Origin of the sequence: Neobacillus sp. 19 (assembly GCF_049463095.1) — a bacterium.
Taxonomy (GTDB): domain Bacteria; phylum Bacillota; class Bacilli; order Bacillales; family Cytobacillaceae; genus Neobacillus.
On the sequence record NZ_JBMPZU010000080.1, the window covers coordinates 15,300 to 36,648 of the forward strand.

The 21,349-nt window shown below is 41.0% G+C and carries 16 protein-coding genes and 1 pseudogene; 3 read left to right on the top strand and 14 right to left on the bottom strand.

Going from position 1 to position 21,349, the window contains the following annotated elements; all coding sequences use genetic code 11:
• Nucleotides 1-8 precede the first annotated feature (8 nt).
• The 10 genes from rpe to ACO1D1_RS24020 all read right to left on the bottom strand — a co-directional run bounded on the left by rpe (nucleotide 9) and on the right by ACO1D1_RS24020 (nucleotide 12,062).
• Nucleotides 9-680 (bottom strand): ribulose-phosphate 3-epimerase, encoded by a 672-nt coding sequence (gene rpe / locus ACO1D1_RS23975; protein ID WP_149872002.1) that lies wholly within the window; start codon nucleotides 678-680, stop codon nucleotides 9-11.
• Between the two features lie 235 nt (nucleotides 681-915).
• On the bottom strand, nucleotides 916-1,863 hold the full coding sequence (locus tag ACO1D1_RS23980) for a ribokinase (protein WP_423337407.1): 948 nt from the start codon (nucleotides 1,861-1,863) through the stop codon (nucleotides 916-918).
• A gap of 16 nt (nucleotides 1,864-1,879) precedes the next feature.
• Nucleotides 1,880-2,929 carry an ABC transporter permease gene (locus ACO1D1_RS23985; protein WP_423337408.1) on the bottom strand — a complete coding sequence of 350 codons (1,050 nt, stop codon included), beginning with the start codon at nucleotides 2,927-2,929 and terminating at the stop codon, nucleotides 1,880-1,882.
• Nucleotide 2,930: 1 nt separating this feature from the next.
• Nucleotides 2,931-3,968, bottom strand: coding sequence for an ABC transporter permease (locus ACO1D1_RS23990; protein WP_223820823.1), 1,038 nt, complete (start codon nucleotides 3,966-3,968; stop codon nucleotides 2,931-2,933).
• Between the two features lie 19 nt (nucleotides 3,969-3,987).
• Complete coding sequence (locus ACO1D1_RS23995) at nucleotides 3,988-5,466, bottom strand: sugar ABC transporter ATP-binding protein (protein WP_149872005.1); 1,479 nt, start codon at nucleotides 5,464-5,466, stop codon at nucleotides 3,988-3,990.
• A gap of 140 nt (nucleotides 5,467-5,606) precedes the next feature.
• Nucleotides 5,607-6,692 carry an autoinducer 2 ABC transporter substrate-binding protein gene (locus ACO1D1_RS24000; protein ID WP_223820824.1) on the bottom strand — a complete coding sequence of 362 codons (1,086 nt, stop codon included), beginning with the start codon at nucleotides 6,690-6,692 and terminating at the stop codon, nucleotides 5,607-5,609.
• 72 nt (nucleotides 6,693-6,764) lie between these two features.
• Entirely contained in the window at nucleotides 6,765-7,322 is a 558-nt protein-coding gene (hxlB, locus tag ACO1D1_RS24005) for a 6-phospho-3-hexuloisomerase (RefSeq protein WP_149872006.1), read from the bottom strand.
• Between the two features lie 213 nt (nucleotides 7,323-7,535).
• Nucleotides 7,536-9,185, bottom strand: a complete 1,650-nt coding sequence (locus ACO1D1_RS24010) for a response regulator (protein ID WP_149872007.1) — start codon at nucleotides 9,183-9,185, stop codon at nucleotides 7,536-7,538.
• Nucleotides 9,186-9,217: 32 nt separating this feature from the next.
• Nucleotides 9,218-11,017 (bottom strand): sensor histidine kinase, encoded by a 1,800-nt coding sequence (locus ACO1D1_RS24015; protein ID WP_190284734.1) that lies wholly within the window; start codon nucleotides 11,015-11,017, stop codon nucleotides 9,218-9,220.
• Nucleotides 11,007-12,062, bottom strand: a complete 1,056-nt coding sequence (locus ACO1D1_RS24020) for an autoinducer 2 ABC transporter substrate-binding protein (protein ID WP_149872009.1) — start codon at nucleotides 12,060-12,062, stop codon at nucleotides 11,007-11,009. Before ACO1D1_RS24020 ends, ACO1D1_RS24015 begins: the two co-directional genes overlap by 11 nt.
• A 554-nt stretch (nucleotides 12,063-12,616) precedes the next feature.
• Between ACO1D1_RS24020 and ACO1D1_RS24025 the strand changes: the two genes are divergently transcribed.
• Nucleotides 12,617-13,357, top strand: a complete 741-nt coding sequence (locus tag ACO1D1_RS24025) for a DUF4253 domain-containing protein (RefSeq protein ID WP_223820825.1) — start codon at nucleotides 12,617-12,619, stop codon at nucleotides 13,355-13,357.
• A 93-nt stretch (nucleotides 13,358-13,450) separates the two neighbouring features.
• Here the strand turns inward: ACO1D1_RS24025 and ACO1D1_RS24030 are convergent, their stop codons facing one another.
• From ACO1D1_RS24030 to ACO1D1_RS24040, 3 genes are all read right to left on the bottom strand, one after another.
• A complete protein-coding gene (locus ACO1D1_RS24030; protein WP_423337409.1) occupies nucleotides 13,451-13,960 on the bottom strand; it encodes a DoxX family protein in 510 nt (169 codons plus the stop codon).
• A gap of 270 nt (nucleotides 13,961-14,230) precedes the next feature.
• Entirely contained in the window at nucleotides 14,231-15,172 is a 942-nt protein-coding gene (locus ACO1D1_RS24035; RefSeq protein WP_149872011.1) for a patatin-like phospholipase family protein, read from the bottom strand.
• Nucleotides 15,173-15,222: 50 nt separating this feature from the next.
• On the bottom strand, nucleotides 15,223-15,348 hold the full coding sequence (locus tag ACO1D1_RS24040; RefSeq protein WP_423337410.1) for a hypothetical protein: 126 nt from the start codon (nucleotides 15,346-15,348) through the stop codon (nucleotides 15,223-15,225).
• Nucleotides 15,349-15,513: 165 nt separating this feature from the next.
• On the opposite strand from ACO1D1_RS24040, the gene ACO1D1_RS24045 reads away from it, so the two are divergent.
• Nucleotides 15,514-16,440, top strand: coding sequence for a LytR family transcriptional regulator (locus ACO1D1_RS24045; RefSeq protein ID WP_149872012.1), 927 nt, complete (start codon nucleotides 15,514-15,516; stop codon nucleotides 16,438-16,440).
• 106 nt (nucleotides 16,441-16,546) lie between these two features.
• Here ACO1D1_RS24045 and ACO1D1_RS24050 read toward each other — a convergent pair whose 3' ends face one another.
• A complete protein-coding gene (locus ACO1D1_RS24050; protein ID WP_423337411.1) occupies nucleotides 16,547-19,576 on the bottom strand; it encodes an efflux RND transporter permease subunit in 3,030 nt (1,009 codons plus the stop codon).
• A 330-nt stretch (nucleotides 19,577-19,906) separates the two neighbouring features.
• Between ACO1D1_RS24050 and ACO1D1_RS24055 the strand changes: the two are divergent.
• Nucleotides 19,907-21,270: pseudogene (locus ACO1D1_RS24055) on the top strand (IS1182 family transposase).
• The last annotated feature ends 79 nt before the right edge of the window (nucleotides 21,271-21,349 follow it).

The following is a 21,349-nucleotide window of genomic DNA, read 5'->3' on the forward strand; positions in this document are numbered from 1 at the left end:
CAACCCCCTCATGAATAAATGATTTCCCTAAATTTATGACAGTTTTCTATAATCGAAGATTCCTTGTGAAAAATGCTCGAAGATCCACCAACGTAAATATTTGCCCCTTTTTCATGCATAAGCTTGGCATTTTCAAAACTCACATTCCCGTCAACTTCGATTAATATATGTTGATAACCGCTTTCGTCTAACATATTGCGAAGTCTGGCGATTTTATCCAGCGTGCTGGGAATTAGTTTCTGTCCTGCAAATCCCGGATCAACTGTCATAATCAAAACCATATCCAAATCAGGTAACAAATCTTCAATCACGCCAATGGGTGTCCCTGGATTTAACGCAATACCAACCTTTGCACCTATATCTTTTATCATTCCCAGCGCTCGATGCACATGCGGTGTTGCTTCATAATGAATGCAAATGATATCCTCCGGGCTGCAATTCGTAAGATAATGAAAGCTGTTCTCAGGATTATTGATCATTAAATGAATATCTAACGGAATCGCTGTAACTTTTCTAAGTTCATTGATAAAATCAAAACTTAGTGTAATATTAGGAACAAAATGGTTATCCATAATATCTACATGAAGATAATCTACTTTTGCCTTTTCCAATATGCGCAGATCGTGCTCGATGTTCATTAAATCGATACACATTAAAGATGGTGCCATCTTCCTTTCCATACCAATACCTCCGGGATATTTTTCAAAGTCTGTACTTAACTTAGCTGTTGATTTCCACTTCAGGCACTTCGCTTTCCGCGGGGCGGGCGGTGAGCCTCCTCGGCGCTAAAGCGCCTGTGGGGTCTCACCTGTCCCGCTGCTCCCGCAGGAGTCTCGCGCCTTCCGTTCCAATCAACAGTGTTATAAACTCAACAATGTCTTTTCACACAACCTTTTTAAAAATAACCATCTTCAATTAATTTAAGTTCACACTTCTATTATTTGCCTGTAAAAATGCCTCAACTTCTTTTGCATCAGGTATGGAGCTTTGGGCTCCATTGCGGGAGACGCAAATGGCTGCAGCTGCCTGGGCAAATTGAATCCCTGTTTCCAGTGGATAACCCTGACATAGTTTGATCGCTAATGACGCATTAAACGTGTCCCCAGCTCCAGTAGAATCAATTGCATCCACCTTGAACGGGGCATACATTTTTCCCACTGCGCCATCGTATACATAAGCCCCCCGGCTTCCCATTTTTAAAATAACAAACGTTGGAGTGGCCCGCTCATAAAGCTGCTGAGCTGCTTGAAGCGCTTGTTCTTCACTGTCAATCGAAATCCCTGTTAAGGCTTCCGTTTCTGCCTCGTTGGGTGAAATAATATAAATCCCTTTTAAGCGATCCAACGGGATATTCATCGCAGGACCCGCATCAAGGAATACTGGAATGTTGTTCTCCTTAGCCATTTCATACGTTCGATAAACGGTTTCTAACGGCATTTCTAATTGCATTAACACCATATCATAGTCCTTTGCAGCGATTGCTTTCATCACATCATCTGCATGCAATTGGTTATTTGCCCCAAGCACCGTCAGCGAAAAGTATTTGCCTTCGTCATCCACCATAATCGGTGCAAGACCCGTTTGCGCTTCTTGATCCGTAACAATAAAGGTTGTATCAATACCAACCTTTTTTAATTCCCTTTCAATCGTATGCCCATTGTGATCATCACCGATTCTGCCCACCATGGTTACGCTTGCTCCTTGTAAGGCCGCGGCATAGGCCTGGTTCGCACCTTTCCCGCCAGTTGCATAGTTGTATCGGCTGCACGCAATAGATTCCCCAAACTTGGGTATTTTCGAAACACCATAAACGATCAAATCCATGTTGATACTTCCGACGACAAGAATGTTCGCTTGCTTCATACCGGTCACCACACCCCTATTGACTCATTCTGATTAGCTTTGCTTCTTTCTTCTTATCCAGCACATAGTTGACTATTAATATAGCAATTAGTGCCACACCAAAAATCATATCGCGATAAAAATTGCTAATTTGCGGGAACATATTTAAATAGGAAGAAATCAGTTGGACAATGACGGTCGCTAGAAAAATACCGTATATCTTTCCTTTCCCTCCGTCGGGATTCACGCCCCCTAACACGGCAATCAAAATCGTCAGCATGACAAAACTAGAACCAAAGTCAGCCTTTGCTGAATTAATTCTTGCCAAACTTAATAATCCAGCAGTTGCTCCTAATACCCCTGACAGCATATACGCTTTAATGATAATGTTATGATTCTTGATTCCGGCAAACTTTGCTGCTTTGCTATTGGTTCCTAATAAATAGACGCGCGTTCCGAATTTTGTTTTGGCAATCACATAGGCCACAACGATGACGGCCAAAATATAAATAACAAATGATAGAGGGAAAATTTCAAATACGAGTGTCGTTCCCAACAGTGTAAATGGTCTTGGCAAGCCACTGACAATCCCTCCTTTAGTAATAACAATCGCAATCCCCATATATAATTGCATTGTTCCTAATGTCGCTAACATCGCCGGTATACGAAGACGGGCGATTAAGAATCCATTAAATGCACCGCATAGAATGCCCGTTAGGATGCCCAGCAAAATTGCCAGTGTGATAAACAGAACCTGTTCTGGCCCTGTTGCCATCAATGCGAACTTTTGCATAAACATTCCCGATATGATGGCACTGAGATTCGCGATATAAACAACAGATAAATCAATTCCTCCGGCAATCATCGCAATACTTACACCGATGGCCATCAACCCATATTCAACCAGCTGTTTTTCCATTGACAGGAAGTTAGCTAAAGAGAGAAAACTGGCAGGTTTCGTTACACTAGCAAGGACAAAAATAGCAAGCATAATCGTTACTAATCTCAAAATATTTCCATCCAAACCATTAAGCTTAAATGGTACTCTTTTTTTCAGATAAGGTGTCCTGTTTAATTCACTGTTCATGTTAAGCTACCTCCATCTTCTTCCGCCTTGTTCCTTTGAAACCCTTCAGGTTATAGACCTGAATGACTGAAATAGCTGTACCGATAATAATAATGGCGCCGATGATAAATTTTTGCCAATAAATAGGTACACCAATGAGAATTAAACTATTCGTTACAATCGTCAGCAATAAAGTTCCTAACACACAACCGGTCAGTGTTCCTACCCCACCCATTAATCGGGTACCGCCAAGGATTACCGCTGCAATAACGATCATTTCTTTCCCGGCAAACTCAGTAGGTAAAAAATAGGTAGATTCAACGGAGTAGCAGACACCTGCAATCGCTGCGAGCCCGCCGCTAATCGTAAACACACCGAAACGGGTCCGCTTCACATTAAATCCGGCCCTTTCCGCAGACGTTGCATCCCCACCCACGGCAAATACACCGCGTCCAGCCATCGTAAAGTTTAGAATGAGATACGTAATCAGGTACAATCCAACAGCAATAAGAAACGTTACCGGCAGGGAGGATCCTAAACCCGTTTTTGCATTTGTAACGGTGATGAGCGATTGTTGTCCGAATTCAGTCATCGAGCTTGGCAGTTTAATCCGTCCCGCTTCAAAAACGCCTAATAATATGCCGCTAAAAATGGATGTGGTCCCTAAGGTAACAATCAAACTTGGAAAATTATATTTTGCGATAATAAATCCGTTAATGGCACCCATCAATAAGCCAAAAAAGATGGCTACCAGGAATACCACAACGATTGGACCGCTATAACCCGTTTGGAACACAAACTCAGTGGCTAAGTATCCACTCAGGGCAGCAATTAAAGGAAAGGAGACGTCCGGACCCGTGCTAATAAAGCCCAGATAGGCACAAATTGCATAAATTAATGGAACGGTCATGGAACGCAAGAGATCGACGATATTATTATTTGAAAAGAAAAGGCCCGATTTAGCTTGGATCATCATGCTCAGCAAAATAATTATGAGGAAAACATAGAATTCAGGTCTTGTTGCAGTCTTTTTCAGGTTCTTGCTGGAAAACATACTCATGATTCACACCCCTTGTTCACTAAATATATGCAGATAGTACATCAGCATTTAATTCTTCACCGGCAATTTCACCTGTTATGGTTCCATTTTGCATCGCAATGACGCGGTCACACGTCGTAAGAATTTCAGATATATCATCAGATGCGACGATAATTCCCATTCCTTCATTGGCTAATTTACGTAACAATTTATGTATGTCATACTTAGCCCCGATATCGACGCCTACCGTGGGACCATTCAAGATCAATACTTTAGGGCCGACAGCAATCCAGCGCGCTAACACCACTTTCTGCTGGTTTCCGCCTGATAAGGTGGAGACTGGAAACTCATCATTTTTGGTTGCGACGCCAAGATCCTTTACCCCTTTCTTTGACTCTTCATTAAATGCTTGGCGATTAATTACACCAAGAGAATTTGATAGATTCTCTAATTTGGTAACGGTAATATTTTGCTTGATGGATTGTGGTAAAAAAAGCCCTTCTGTTAATCGATCTTCCGGAACTAATGCAATCCCAAGCTCCTGGGCTTTGGATGGATTCGGGATATCTACCAGTTTATTTTCGACTAAAAGCTCCCCTTCATATGGCCGTTGTAATCCAAATAAAGCCAATGTTAATTCCGTCCTTCCCGAACCAAGCTGTCCAGTAATTCCTAGAATTTCACCCTTCCGTAATTGGAAACTAACATTCTCAAAACCTTGGGAAGAAAGATTCTTCGCTTCCAGTACCCTTTCTCCCAAACTAGTACTTTTACTCAATCCCTCTCCATCAAAATGACGGCCCGTCATATGATAACTAAATTTCTCTTCATCCATCTCAGTAACAGGACAAGAGATCACATTTTCACCACTTCTTAAAATCGTTACACTGTCACAAATCTCAAAAACCTCATCTAATTTGTGTGAAACAAAGAGAATCGTGACTCCCTCTTTTTTGAGCCTGTCGATGATTGCAAACAATCGTTTGACTTCCTTCTTTGTTAAGGCGGTGGTCGGTTCGTCCATAATAATGAGTTTTGAATCATCCAGCAGTGCTCTAGAGATGGCGATTAATTGTTTGTCAGCAACCGGAAGGGTTTCGACTAACGCATCTAAATCAACGTCAAAGTTAATTTTACTGACCGCTTCCTCAGCAATCCGCCTAAACTCTTTCCGATTCACAAATTTCTTTTTCCTTGCTAAAACCTGATTAAAAGCTAAGTTTTCGACAACGGAAAGGTTCGGAAATACAGAGAAATCTTGATAAATAATTTGAATGCCCTGCTTGATGGCCTCAGCCGGGGTCATATTGGTAAATACGTTTCCATTTATTTCGATTTCACCTGCATCTGGCTGGTGAACACCTGAAATCACTTTAATAATAGTAGATTTACCGCAGCCATTTTCTCCAGCTAGGCAGTGTACTTCACCTTTCTTTATATGTAGGTCAACACCTTTTAAAGCATGAACTCCTCCAAAGGATTTTTGAATGCCTTTTAAAGAAATGATATTTTCTGCCATATTACCCCTCCTTAAGCGTAGAATGTCTAGAAGCAACTTTTTCTATAAAGAAATACCGTATCCACCTGCTTAAAATAAATAACAAAGGGTACGGCACTTCTTTATAGCTCATTATTTACATTGTTTCATGGCCTGTTTTTTTAGAAATCGTATTGATCAATATTTTCTTTCGTAATTTCGAGTGGTGCATTTCCAATAAGGGTGTTATTCGCGCCTTTCACGATTTTTACACTTTCATACCCTTTCACACCTAGATCCGCGCCTTCTGCAACTTCTTCACCTGCCAAAATCTTGGCAGCAACGGAAACCATTGCATAACCAGCATCTGCCGGATCCCATAGTAATAGTTTATTAATCGTGCCGGCCTTTACATAATTAGAGAATTCATTAGGTGTTCCTACACCGACAATGCTAACTTTTCCGGATAAACCTAACTCCTCGACCGCATTCGCGATCCCTGGACTGTCAGTCGATGCTACTCCTGTAAAGCCTTTCAAATCAGGGTTCGCTTTTAAGATTTGTTTTGCTTTTTCATACGCTACATCGACACTTTCCTCTGATTCCGCACTTGGAACTTCACCCTTATTAATCAGTTCCATGTCCTTATAGGCTTCTTCTTGACGGGCTTTTTGAGCGTTTGCATACTCCATATGTGTGGTACTTGTTGTATAACCTACCATTACGGCATATTTCCCTTTCTTACCCATCGCTTCTGCAAGGGAGTCCATAATCTTTGCACCAAAATCTTCGGATGTAAATGCCTCAACATCGAATAGTGTATTCTTTTGGTTAGAAGCTTCATGTGTAACAACAACGATCCCCTTTGATAAAGCATTTTCTAAAGAGGCTTCAATGGCACCTGGATCAATCGGTACAACGGCAAGGGCATCTACACCTTGGGCAATCAGGTCATCAATGACTTGTACTTGGGAAGCAGCATCCGCATTAGCAGGCCCTTTTTGAATGACCTTAATATTCATATCCTTCCCGTACTTATCTACGCCAACCTTCATTCGTTTAAACCATGCTGCAGTGTTGTCTTTTGTCACAACACCAATGGTCCATTCGGATTTGTCTTTATCTGATTTGTAGTTAGCTGGATCTAATAGATCTCCATTCCCACTTGCTGTTGAACCTTTTCCTGTTCCGCTTGTTTCTTCATTGGAACATGCTGCCATGGCGAACATCATGACCACCATTAGAATGATTGACAAAAACTTTTTCATTTGAACCCCTCCTGCTTTTATTTTTATATAATTTCAGCTGCGATGTCTTTCATCGCAACTGCCCATAAGGCCTCACTCAAGATTGGCATGATTTTGAAACATTTGATGGGCATCTTTTGTTTTTACAGCCATAAGTTCCATAATAAGTCCATCCAAACAAATCAATAACGATTGTTCGAATAGGGCACCCATTGGTTGAATAGATGTAATGTCGCTCGTTTTATCAGACTTTGGGGTTGGAGCCGGTATTTGCAGAGTGATATCTGCCAAATTACCTAAAGTAGAATCTACGAAACTAGTTAGCGTAATGATATTCAATCCTAATTTCTTTGCTTTATTAGCATAGGTGATTAAACTTCCGGTTTCTCCGGATCCAGTACCTAAAATGAATAAGTCACCAGATCTTGCATTAGGAGTGGTAACGTCTCCAATCACATGAACTTCAAAGCCCATGTGCATCAGCCTCATAGAGAACGCTTTCATCACTAACCCGGATCGGCCTGCACCGGCTGCAAAAATACGGGGAGCGTTCTGGATAAGTTCAACAACCTCAGTCGCTTTTTCTTCATCTAGTTTGTCAAATACCTCAGATAATTCTACTGTTATTGCCTTTAAATTGGATTGAAACATATCAGAAGCCCCCTTAGTGACATACAACTTTCATTGTCTGTTAGCGTTTTCATCCCATGGAACGAAAGTTTTATTGATTCAAATTATAGATGGAATATGTCCTTGTTCCTAGGAGGTGATATTCAGATTGGGGGGGTAATATTCGGAAGGTTCAGAAAAAGTGGCGAACAAAAAAAGACTCCCATTAGTCGGGAATCTTATTGAAATGATTATTTATACAGATAGGTTGTGGTACTTCTCCCGATATTGTGACGGAGACTGACTTGTCCACTGTTTAAACAGCTTGCTGAAATATTTCGTATCTTGATAGCCAACCCGGACAGACACATCATAAATTTTCAGATCCGTTTTTTCGAGCAGTTCCATCGCCTTTTTTAATCGGGTTTGCGTGACATAATTCAATACCGTTTCACCAGTCTGGGTCTTAAAGTACTCGCATAAATAGGTTGGGTTTAAATACACCTGATCCGCCACTTTTTTGATTGTAATACTTTCACTAAGATTTTGATGGATCCATTCCTTTGCCTTAGAAATCGGGTCGGAATGACTAGAGTCCATTTCTTGCAGCTTATTCACGAGGCTTGTCACCCAATCCTTGATCCCTTCTTTTATTTGCGTTAAATTAGCTGCCTTTTTTGTGAAGTGAATCGCCTTCATCAGTAAATTAATCTCTTCTCCGAATCCATCGTTTTCCATCCAGCATTTAATAATTCGAATACATAAATATCGGATCGATTCCTGAATTAATAGCGGCGATTTCAACGTCTCCAATTCATGGAAAAAGCCGCTTATAGCCTTTATCACTTCCCGTTCGTTTTTTTCACGGACAGCATGAACGGTCTGTTCTGTATATTTGTACACGGAGGATGGCATCATTAACGTTTTTTCGTTTGAAAGCTGGTTCAAGGTGCTTTGGTGAAAGATTTTATTTCCGCCTTCAATGATGCGAAATTGCATTAATGACAGCAATTGGTCCCTCATCGCGGGCAAAAGGGACAGGTCCTCAAATTCATTTCCGTATGCGATGGACACGGTAAATGGAAAGTCCCGTTGAATCGCCTTTTTTAACTTCAATAGATACTCTTCCACTAAATAGGAGAAAGGAGAACCGTCTCCCTCCGGTTCATCATGTAACAGCAATAACCAAAAACTTACATTCCCTTTTTTCCAAATCCAATGTTTTACCTCTGGATAACCCAGTCGATCCTCCAGCAGCTCGTTCATCATCTTTTCAACGGCAAGATGCAACTCCCTCACCGCTGAAGGCGAAACCCCTTTTACTTTTTCCAACATTTGATCAATATCGATATGCATTAATTGGTAATGACCTTTTGGAAACTGGAACGTCCAGTCCATTAACGAGAAGTCTGTCTCATCATTCCATGTTAATTCACTTAAATGGTGAATTTGTTTGGCATATGTTAGCTGCAATGCCCTTTCTTCGATCTCTTTCCGTCTTTCATCTTCTTTTTGTTTATTCCTGATTTTTTCCTTCACTTCATCTAATTGCAATTGAAATTTCCCTCGATCAATTGGTTTTAAAATGTAATCAACTGCCCCTTCACGGATGGCTTCTTGTAAATACTTAAAGTCATCATAGCCGCTGATAAACATGGTAAAAAAATCATGTGACTCGCCGTTTAATTTTTTGATCAATGTGATACCATCCATAATCGGCATTTGAACATCCGTGATTAATAAATCAATCGCTTCAAATTGATTCACAATCGCTTCATACGCTTCCTGCCCGTCCGAAAATACACCGATCACTTCCCACTCTTCCCCATTTGAGAGAACCAGCCTTTCAATCCCCTTCCTAATTCTTGGCTCATCATCTACAATAACAGTTTTAATTCCTCTCACCTGCGCGCTCCCCCTTGCGAAATTAGCGTATATTACGGTTCAATAGTTTTAGGAATTCTTAGTACAACTTCCGTTCCCTTGTCCACTTCACTAGTAAGCTGCAATCCGAAGGTTTCTCCAAACATCATCGCAATCCTGGCATATACATTTATAATCCCAAATCCGGAATCCCTGCTTTTCATTGGATCAGACGACAGCCAGTTTCTTAATTTGACCAATGTATTCTCCTCAATTCCGGGTCCATTATCTCTAATAATAAAAAGAATAGCTGCCGATCCGTCTGCCATTTGTTCTTCCACCACATCAATCTCTATAACGATTTCCTTTCTTTTCTCTAAACCATATTTGATGGCATTTTCAATGATTGGCTGCAGTAAAAATTTCGGGGTATAGTACGTGCTGCTATCGACATCCTCACGAATTTGGAAGGATAACCGGTCCTCAAACCTGAACTTTTGGATGGTCAAGTAATCTTGAATATGCTGAACTTCACTAGAAATAGGAACGAGGCTGTCTTTATTGCTAATCGAAAACCTCATCATTCTTCCAAGAATAGTAATCATTCGGACGACCTGATCCCGCTCGCCATCTTCTACTGCCATCCCAATTGTCTCTAATGTGTTGTACATAAAGTGGGGATTAATCTGAGATTGCAGTGCATATAGTTCAGCATTTTTTTGGCGGATCTCAATCAGATAGTTTTTTTGAATCAACTCTCTTATTTTTGTCAGCATCGTACGAAAACTTGTGGCAAGCATTCCTACCTCATCCCCTGCATGAATCGGAACTTCAACGGTAAAATTACCTGTTTCCACATCTTTCATGATGCGACTTAATTGTTTAATAGGTCTAGTTACGGTCCAGGCTAAGAAAATAGAAATGAGTGTTGTGATACAAATAACGACAATAACGAGCAACACGGTGACATTCCGAACACTGCCCGTTTGCTCGGTTAAATTTTTCAATGGAATACTGTGGACGAGTATCCAAGGAAATTCCTTTGCTTCCCCTAAACTAATCAGGGTTTTCTCACCATTGTTATTCATACGGAAGCTGCCATTCAATATTGGATAGTCATGTATGGCTTCCATTTTTTTGCCGATTTCCTGATGATTTGTGTGATAAATGATGTCCCCTTGCGAATCCATGAGCCACATTGTCGTAGTATCTTTCCTTTGCAAGTCCTTCAGAAATTTTTCAAAAAAAGACACATTAACAGCTACATATAAGGTGCCTAAATTCTTTCTATTATCAAAGTCTGTTATTTGTTTAGCCAGTAAAAAGTAAGATGGATTGTTTTTAAATGTTAAATTTAGTTGAGATGGCAGCAGTAACACCATACCTCCCGTTTGCGGCGTATCCTTTTGGAATTCATACGAACGGTCTTTAAAGCTGAATCCCTTATAGGAGGTTCGGGTGCTGGCAAACAACCGATCCTTTGATACTAAAAAAGCGCCCAAAATATCAGGATTATTGGAATTGAGATAAATGTTCGTCAAATAACTTTGAACTGTATACTGTCCCTGCCTAAGAGCCGATTGATTTTGGTCACGATTATTCCTGAGCACTTCCATCACTTCCCCAGAGCTATAGAGAAGTTCAGATAAGCTTTCAATTTTCCCAATCTCATTTTCTATATTATTATTAGCTTGATTTACCAACTGTGGAATATATTCTCCGGCCTGTGCCTCTATAGACTTGGAATATTGGTTATACATGACAGCTCCTAATACTGCCATCGGAATAACTGTGAGCAAAACATACGTAATAATCAATTTGGTAGATAATCTTAAATTATTTATTTTTAGTTGTTTACTATGTTTAAAAATCATACTGATCAACATTTTCCTTTGTAAAATCAATTGGCTGGTCCATGATTACGACATCGTTGTCAAACTCAATGACGCCAATTTTTTGAATTCTTTGCCCGCTATGCGGCATTTCCCCGTTCAGCAAATTTTTAGCCAGCCTGACCGTTAAATACCCTAATTTCTGCGGACTCCATAGTGTGGCTGTTTGGGCAGATCCATCCTTTAAGGCAGTTTTCATTAATTGGGGGGTTGATACCCCTACCACTTTTATTTTACCTGCCTTACCGGCATCTTTTACAGCATAGGCAGCCCCTGGCGGATTGAGGGTCGATACGCCAATGATCCCTTTTAGATCCGGGTGCTTTTCTATTAAACTTTTTGCTGCCAAATAAGATTTGTTTTTATCTTCATTTGTGGGTACAATTTCAACCAGCTTCATATTCGGATAATATTCTGCATTATGGACTTTAATCCACTTAATCCAATCATTTAAGTTGGCTGCCGTAGGCGAACCCGTCGTAATCGCATAGCTTCCCTGCTCATTAACTTCCGATGCAAGCAAATCCAAAAGATGCCGCCCATATATTTCCGGATCAACCATATTAATATAGAAACTTCGGTACTCCGGATTCGTATCCGCATCCCACGTGATTACTTTTATTCCATTATCTTTTGCCCTTTGCAATACGGTACCTAATTTTTCGGGATCGTTGGCAGCAACCGCAATGCAATCAACTTTTTGTTCAATCAATTCCTCTATGATTTGTTCCTGCTCTTCCCAGCTGGATGTCGAAGGCCCTTTAAATAGAACATTTACCCCCAAATCTTCCCCAGCTTCCAGCGCACCCATTTTCGCAGCATTGAAGTAAGGGGCCCCCTCAATTTTAGTGACAAGCGCAATCGTGTACGGTCCACCTGGTCTTGGTCCCCTTGTTTCAACTGCCTTCTTTTGATTATGTACCTCACCATTATAAACAATCTCATACTTTGAAGATTGATCTCCAATTACACCACAACCGCTTAGAATGAAAAGAACGAACAGGAACAGGAAATATTTTTTTCGCATAGGACTACCCCCATTAGCTAGTGGATATTTTAGAAAAACAAGAGGTACAAATACGCTTATCAAATACTATTATTCTCTTTTTCTACAAAAAATTGCGAAAAGTGCCATAATTCGATTATACTATATCTTTTATAAAATAATAATGAACAGTTCCTTACAACTTTCTTTGAAAATTCCGGGTAATCCCCTACGTAGACCGCTTCTACCTCTACTTTGTGGCTCACTTTTCTCTTAAACATCGAAGTAGACGGGTTCTACTTCTACTTTGTGGCTCGATTTTCACTTAAACATCAAAGTAGACGGGTTCTACTTCTACTTTGTGGCTCGATTTTCTCTCAAACTTCGAAGTAGACGAGTTCTACTTCGACGTTGTGGCTCGATTTTCTCTTAAACATCAAAGTAGACGGGTTCTACTTCTACTTTGTGGCTCGATTTTCTCTTAAACATCAAAGTAGACGGGTTCTACCCTGAAATGGAAGGAATTTATTAAATTTTATTGAATTTATAATTAGCTAATCTATTTCCATTTACCAAGTCTTTAGGAGATGTGAACCGTGACTATATTTGATAAATTCAAGAAACGAAAAGAAGAGAATGATTATATTGGGGACATAATTGCTCAATTGGGGTGCGATTGTTGGATTATTGAGGAAAATGATGTGAAAAGCGTCATGACAAGGTATCATCAAGCCCTCATAGAGGGGAAAAAAGAGGGATATACACCACTTATCATTATCCCTTCAGAAATGATGGTAGACATCGTAGATTCCAAGGCGGAAGAATACTTGAACGAAGATCGAGAAACAATCATTGAAAAAGCGAAAAATATTAATGTAAAAGAATTGTTAAAGAGACGGCTTGATGAGGTAATGCCCCTAGAGGAAGACGACGATATTACCGGTGAGTTTTCTGTAGAGGAACCCATACACCATTTTCTATCAATTGAGGATGAAATAAATAAGAAAATAATAATCGCAAAAATTCCAACAAACAATCCATGGGAAGTAGCTGCTTGGATTCCGATGGGCGGGTTTAATGAATGTCCTCTGCCGGAGGAGCAAGTGGCGGTATTCAAACACTGGTATGAAAAATATCGGGCAATTCCTGCTTTAGTAACCCCAGATGTCTGGGAATTTTTTATTGAAAGCCCTCCACAAACACAAGAAGAATCAGAATTACTCGCTTGGGAACAATTTGGATTTTGTGGTGACATCGTTTGGCAAGGAGTCGGAACAGTTAATTCACTTGCAGGAACACTATTCAACTCCCCAACTTGGTATTTTTGGTGGGATTAAAAATCGGGTCCATCAAAAAAAAGGTCAGCCCCTGCCGCTATAAAGTACTTTCGCACTTTAAAGCTGTAGGTCTGACCTGCACCATTCTCACTATTAAGCATGTACTGTATCTTTTTTATCGTAACGTTTCGTTCCCATGAATTTGCGTACAATAGGCATCGCATATCGATCTAAACCGAATTTGCCAGCATTTGCTCCTGCAACAAGTACAAAGAATGCTAAAAGAATCATTTGTCCATTTGTGCTAACTGTGCCGCTGAATAGGAAAGAGAAATTCATCACCAAGCCCATTAAGGTGGCAAAGTTTGTAAGAAGACCAAGGATTAACGCAATACCAACTAGGACTTCACCCCATTGCACTAAGAAAGAAAACAGGTCAGCGTTTGGCAATGCCACCTGCTCTAGAAATGCTGCCCACCAGCCTTGAACCGCTGGGTGATCTCCCGTGCTAGAAGCAATCGCCCCTTTTAAGAACCCACTTGCATCAAAACCGCCGCTGGTTATTTTTCCATAACCTGCATGTAAAAATTGATATCCTAAATAAATTCGAATGATAGCTAAGACTCCTGCAACAATATTATTTCTTCTTAAAAGATTTAACATCCTACTCCATCTCCCTCTGGATTAGATAAATATAAATTCGAGTTTGCTCACTGTTTCACATAACTCTTTACAAGAAATTGTTTATTTCTTACTACACTTATATATTATCATCTTTCCCAAGTTAGAAAAGGTGATTGTGATGTTATTCACAATTTAGTAACAAAGCTTTGACAGAATTATGAACGAAAAGTAAAAAAGGGGTCCCTTGGCGGAAGGAGCGGGACTGACCCTTGCTTCCATGTTACCCGAGGTACCTTTCCCCTCTTTTCCTCACCTTGTTTCATTCTTGTACCTTTTTTTCTTGCCTCTTTGCATACGTCTTTGTTTATATTGTTCAAAATCCCAGTTCGACAAAAATTCTTTTGCCGAAGTATAGCCTGATTGATAGAGAAAATCGGTTTCCTCCTCGTTTAGTACAAAATCAGTGGCATTGATGTCGCCAGTCGGAATTTGAATCGTACGTTCAATCGTATCTTTGTTCATATGCCGTAAATCATGGGCTTGAAGCATCGTTTTAATAATATTTTTGACAAGATGGAGCGGTGTTGGGATCACCGGATCAATGTTCACTTCCTCTTTTACAAAATGGAAGCCAAAGGTTGGAAAACGAGGATTGTCTGTATCAAATATCCAGATAGGAAAGTTACTAAGTAATCCTCCGTCTAAAATATAGGATTTGTTTCGATCATTTGATTTCCAGATAACCGGACGGAAGAAAAATGGCAATGAGGCACTCATCATAACGGCGGTCGAAATTTTTACATCAGCAGGTGTCATTCCGTAGTGTTCTAAATCATCTGGAAAAATAAGCATTCGGCCATTCGACACATCCGAAGCAATAATCTTCAACTTTCCATCGGGAAGATCAGCAAACGTCTTAATGCCCTTCTTTGCAAGAAGTGAATCAATCCATGTCTCTAAATAATCATTCTTATACATTCCAAGATGAATCATAAGTTCTAGAAGGGTTCCGACAAGGGGAATTCGATTCAGGAGCGTCTTACCCCGAAGCTTCAAGAAATCGATCTCGCTCATCCGGTTTCTAATTTCATCGCTTTTATAGCCGCTTGCCAGAAGAGCAGCAATGACGGCACCCGCAGACGTTCCAGCCAGTCTTTGCCATTCTACATCTTCCTCTTCCATGGCTTGAACCGCTCCAATAAAGGCAATTCCCCTGACCCCGCCACCTTCAAAAACAGCATCTGCCTTCAATCATTTCCACCTCTCGATACGATATATCGCCCTAATAATTAGGCCGCGATTTAGCTGTTTAATAGAATCATAACCTTACATGTATATTCGACCAAAGGAACGTCTAACCCTTGCAGGGCCGTTATTTTATTATGAAAATAGTCCACGGGGCTGGTTCGCAGTTTTTTTTCATTCACTTTTCCTTGTCTAAAAAAGTCAGCATAACCGTCTCCATGGTTCAAGATTTAATAAAAAGCTTCCAGTATGCTATGCTATATACTAAACAACTGTTTGTTTAAAAAAAGATAGACCTCTTCACATAATTTATTTTTCACTCGGAAAATGACGGAGGATTTCTACATATGGCAAAACATCAAAAGAAAAGAAAATGGGTAAAGGTAACTGGAATTGTCCTGCTGGTCTTGCTGGTTGCCGGTGGAATCTATAGTTACATGGTTTATCATTCGTTAAAAAGTGCGGTTGAGACCATGCATCAGCCACTGGATAGACAACTATCGGAAAAGCGTCAGAAGCAAGTTTCCTTTGGGAAAGGAGAACCCTTTACCGTATTAATGCTCGGTGTCGATGAACGTAAAGGCGACCGTGGCCGTTCTGACTCGATCATCGTGTTAGCCGTAAATCCAAAAAAAGAATCGGTGAAGATGCTAAGCATTCCCCGGGATACCCGTACGGAGATTGTCGGAAAAGGAACAGAGGATAAAATTAACCACGCCTATGCTTTTGGCGGCGTTCCAATGGCCATGAATACGATCGAAAATTTCCTGGATATCCCGATTGACTACTATATCCAGATCAATATGGAAGGCTTTAAAGATATTGTCGATGCGGTTGGCGGGGTGACCGTTCAAAATGATTTAGACTTTACCTCCGGCGGATTCCATTTTCCAAAGGGCGAACTGACTCTTAATGGGGAAAAAGCCCTCAGTTACTCTCGAATGAGATACGAGGATCCACGGGGTGACTTTGGCCGGCAAACAAGGCAGCGCCAAATCATTCAGGCTGTGATCAAGGAAGGAACCAGCCTCTCTACCTTAACGAATTATTCCGATATCTTCTCAGCGCTTGGAAAAAATGTGAAAACGAACCTGACCTTTGATCAAATGGTCGCAATTCAAAAAAATTATAAGCAAGCCGGCAAAAATATAACACAAATGGAAATAAAGGAAACCGGAACGAAAATTAATAAAATCTATTATGGCATCGTATCTCCGGAAGAAAAACAAAGAATTCAGTCCGAATTAAAAGCGCAATTAGAGTTAGGGAAATAATCAACAAAAAAACAGCGTATCCCCATAGCCAGGCCAGGGGTTATACGCTGTTTTTTCAATCCTTTTCGGACGTTTTATGTGGGGGTGACACCAACATCACTCCCGCTCAAGCAGACTCTTTTTCCGTTACCTTATCAGCAGTCTTCTTCGTCAATCGCCTTTTTACCGATTGCAATACGTGATAGGTTGTTGGGACGATCACCAAGGTTAGGAGCGTGGATGTCAGTAACCCTGAAATGACAACAATGGCTAACGATCGTGAAATTAACCCGCCTTCACTTGAGAGGGCTAATGGTAATAAGGCGCCGATGGTTGCGAGAGCCGTCATAAGAATCGGGCGAAGACGGGTTTTTCCAGCTTCAAGTAACGCGGCACCGACCGCCAGGCCCTTCTTCTCGTTCTGCTTCACTCGCTCCATCAAGACGATTGCATTCGTGACAACAATACCGATTAACATCAGAAACCCGACTAAAGCCGGCATCCCAAGGGCTTGATTTGTCAGATATAATCCGAGTAAGCCACCGGAAAATAAGAATGGCAGCGAAGATAGGATGGCGACTGGCATTAACATGTTCCCAAAGGCAATCAGCATCACAATGAACACAAGGACAACCGCAACCGCCATCGCCAGCATCATATTGGTAAAACCTTCATTCATCGCTTGCGCTTGACCTTCCGAATGATAGGTGATCCCTTTCGGTAAATCTAACGTTTTCAGTCGTTTATCGACCTCTGCCTGCACGCCGGAAGAATTATCGGTCGTGATTCTCCCTGAAATCTGTACATAGGGCTGCTGATTTAAACGATACAACGCGGAAGGACTCGGCGTTTTCGTCAGCGTTGCCACTTCTGAAAGGGTTACTTCCTGCCCCATCGGATTGGTCATTTGTTGACTCATAATATCATTGATTGTGTTCACGGAAGGGCTATTCAATGACAAATTGACACTCGTTGTTTTTCCTTCTACTTGCATCTCAGCAACATGATTACCGGTCAGGAGCTCTCTCACAAAGCCCGCAATCATAATCGGACTTAGCCCTTTTTCCGCCGCCTGCTGTTCATCAATTTTTAATTGGAGCTGTTCCTTCACCCCAGAGAGGTTGGATTCAACATTTTCTAAACCATCAATGTCTTTAATTTTATCGGTGATCATTTTTCCAGCGGTCTCTAAATCTTTAGCATTCCCGCCTTCGACCATTAACGCTAAACCAGATGTTCCGACAATCCCAACAGGAGAAAGGGCTACCTGCATGGTATCGTCCAATTTTTCTATTTTTGCTCGAACACTTTTTTCAAAATCACTTGTTTGCTCTTTCGTGACGCCATCCTTTAAATCGATTGAAAAACGGATATGTTCCCCATTCACAATCGTTTGCGTATGTTGAATATCCTTTTCATTTTTCAAAATATCTTCTACTTTAATAGCCATCTCGTTTGCTTTTTCTAAAGAAGTTCCTGCTGGTAAATCAGCTGTTAAACGGTAGGAAACAGCTTTTTCCTGCGGTAAAAAGTTCTGCGGAATCCTTGGAATTAATGCCAGTGAACCGGCAAACAGGATAACCGCTAACACAATCGTGACCGCCCGTTTAGTTAAAACCCATGACAATACATGTCTATACGCTTTTTCAAAAAATGTTTCTTTCACCTCTTGGTGTTTGATTTGCAGTAAAAATAATTTGGCCAATAGCGGCACAACGGTTAACGCTACGATTAATGAAAACGCAAGTGCCACGATGACCGTGATGCCAAACGGTGCAAAAAAGCGGCCAATAATCCCAGGAACAAAAGAGAGCGGTCCGAAGACGGCAATGGTTGTTAGTGTGGAAGAGGTAATCGCCCCTCCTACTTCCTTGGCGGCCGTAAGCACCAGTCTCTCATCACGTGTAGGGCTTGCTAAGGTGCGGCGGTAGACATTTTCAATCACAACAATCGAATCATCAATGACCCGTCCGACGGCGACCGCAATACCAGCAAGGGTCATCATGTTTAAGCTATAGCCAAAATATTTCAATGTAATCATCGAGGCTAAGATCGATAAAGGGATGGAAAGAACGGCGACAATCGTTGCTCTTATATTACGAAGGAATAAGAACGTGACGATCACGGCAAACAATGTGCCAAGCAGTACTTCACGCAGCATCCCATCAACAGATGTTTTCACTTCTTTTGATGTATCATATAATTTCGTTAATTTGTATCCGGCCGGAAGATCTAATGCATCCAGTTTTTCCTTTGCCTGCTCCACCACTTCCACTGTATTAGAGCCTGGCTGCGCTAACATTTCGACCAGAACGGCCGGCTTTTCATTCAGTCTTGTATAAACCGTTTCTTTTTTGTTGCTATAGGAAATGGCAGCGATATCCGTCAAGCTCACCTGTTCGATTCCGGCAGGTCCTTGAGCCAAGATTTGAATCTTTTTCACATCCTCAACGGTCCCCAGCTTGAAATCGGCTTGCACATTGAAGGTTTTATCTTCCACATTTACCTGCCCCGCCGGGAATGAAAAGTTGTGAGCTAAGAAAGTTTGCTTAACAGCTTCATACGTAATTCCACGCTGCTTCATTTTTTCAGGATCGAGTTTGATGGCCACTTCCTTTTCAGTCTCGCCAGAAATATCAATGTTTCCGGCTCCATCGATTCCTGTCAATGCCGGCTTGATCCGCTCATTGATAAACTGAGTCAGATCCGATTGATTGGCTGTTTCAGACGAAAGGGCAAACGAAAATACGGGCATCGCAGAAGGACCGTCCTTAAGAATTTCCGGTTTTTCTGCCCCTGCAGGCAGCTTCATGGAAGCGACAGCCGTTGTCACATCCTTTTCCGCTTCATCCATATCCTTGCTCATGTCAAATTCAAGAATGCCAACGACGACATTACTGTGTGCTTCAACATATAAATTATCTAGTTTCTTGATTCCCGACAAAGTGGCTTCTAATGGTTTGCCAATATCCTCTAGTCCTTGGTCAGGAGTAGCTCCAATATATGGAACCTGGACGACAATATACGGGATGTCGACATTAGGCATCGATTCCATTTTCATCGTCTTGACTGAATAGATCCCCCCGGCCACCACCATTAACATAGCAATAAAAATAACCCCTGCATTCTTTAGTGAAAATTTGATCCACGATTTCATTACACTCTTCCCCTCCGTTTATATGTAACCTTTTCTTCCATTCCCCTGTTATCTTCGCAATCTTGCTTATTGGATAATACTACCTATTTATTATAAGTTTTCCATTTCAACATCACCATCGGGCAGTTGATGTAATATTAACTACGACCACAGACCTAGGAAGCAGAAATCAACCACTATTGAATTAGATAATTAGCATAAAAAAGGAAAGGCAGGTGGTTCTATAACCACCTGCCTCAGACTGTAGACAAATCCCCCATTTTTGGGGGATTTGCCTACAGTTTTTTTGTATAATGAAGATACTACTAATTTTGTAAGGTGATGAAGAAAATGCTAACGAAAAATACTCAGATGAATCGGGATCAATTAGAAATGATAACCCTTGAACAGTTAGTTCCGGAGAACCATTTGGTCCGAAAAGTGGAAGCTGCTATAGATTTTTCATTTATTTATCCTCTTGTTCAAGAGATGTACTCTGCTGAACGAGGACGTCCAAGTATCGATCCTGTTGTATTAATTAAGATGGCATTTATTCAATATATGTTCGGTATTCGCTCGATGCGAAAAACGATAGAAGAAATTGAAACGAACCTAGCTTATCGTTGGTTTCTTGGGTATGGATTCCATGATAAGGTGCCTCACTTCTCTACTTTCGGTAAAAACTATGAACGCCGTTTTAAGGATACAGACTTATTTGAACAGATATTTTACAGAATTCTAAAGCAGGCAGCCGAAAAGAAATTGGTAAGTAGCGAACATGTTTTTATTGATTCTACGCACGTGAAGGCAAGTGCCAATAAGCGTAAATTTGAGAAAAAGGTAGTTCGTAAGGAAACGAAAGCGTATCAAGAACGTCTCCAACAAGAAATCAATTGTGATCGTGAAGAACATGGGAAAAAGCCTTTCCCACCTGACAAATTTGAAAAGGAAGAAACGAAGGAGATCAAGGAAAGTACCACGGACCCAGAAAGTGGGTATTACGTGAAGGACGAACGGACGAAGCAGTTTGCCTATTCTTTTCATGCGGCTGCTGATAAAAATGGCTCTCTGCTTAGGCGCAATTGTCACCCCTGGTAATGTTCATGATAGTACAATGTTGGAGCCTCTTCTTGAAAAAGTCATAGGAAACTCAGGGAAACCTGTTGCTGTTGCTGCTGACGCTGGATACAAAACACCTGCTATTGCTCAATACTTAATTGGAAATGAGATTCGTCCTGCTTTACCTTACACACATGCCCCTCGTACCAAAAGAAGGTTATTTGAAAAAGAATGATTTTGTTTATGATGAACACTATGATTGCTACCTTTGTCCGGGAGGACAGGAGTTGAAATATAGCACGACAACGAAGGAAGGATACCGGCAGTATTTTTCAAATCCGGTTCAGTGTAAAGAATGCCCGTTTTTATCCCAATGTACGCAAAGTAAAAACCATCAAAAGCTAATTCAACGGCATGTTTGGGAAGCGTACCTTGAGGAAGCTGAACACCTTCTGCATACAGACGAAATAAAATAATCTACACACGACGCAGGAAACGATTGAACGTGTTTTTGCAGATGCGAAAGAGAAGCATGGGATGCGATGGACAACTTTAAGGACCTAAAAATTGTCTACGCAGGCGACGACTTAATTTTCGCTGCCATGAATTTAAAGAAGATGGCAAACTGGACTTGGGTTAATCCAACAATGGCATAAAAAACTACCCCGCAGGGGCTTGAAAAAGCAAATTTGAAAAAAATACTTAAAAATTACATAAGGCACCCGAATAGACTTA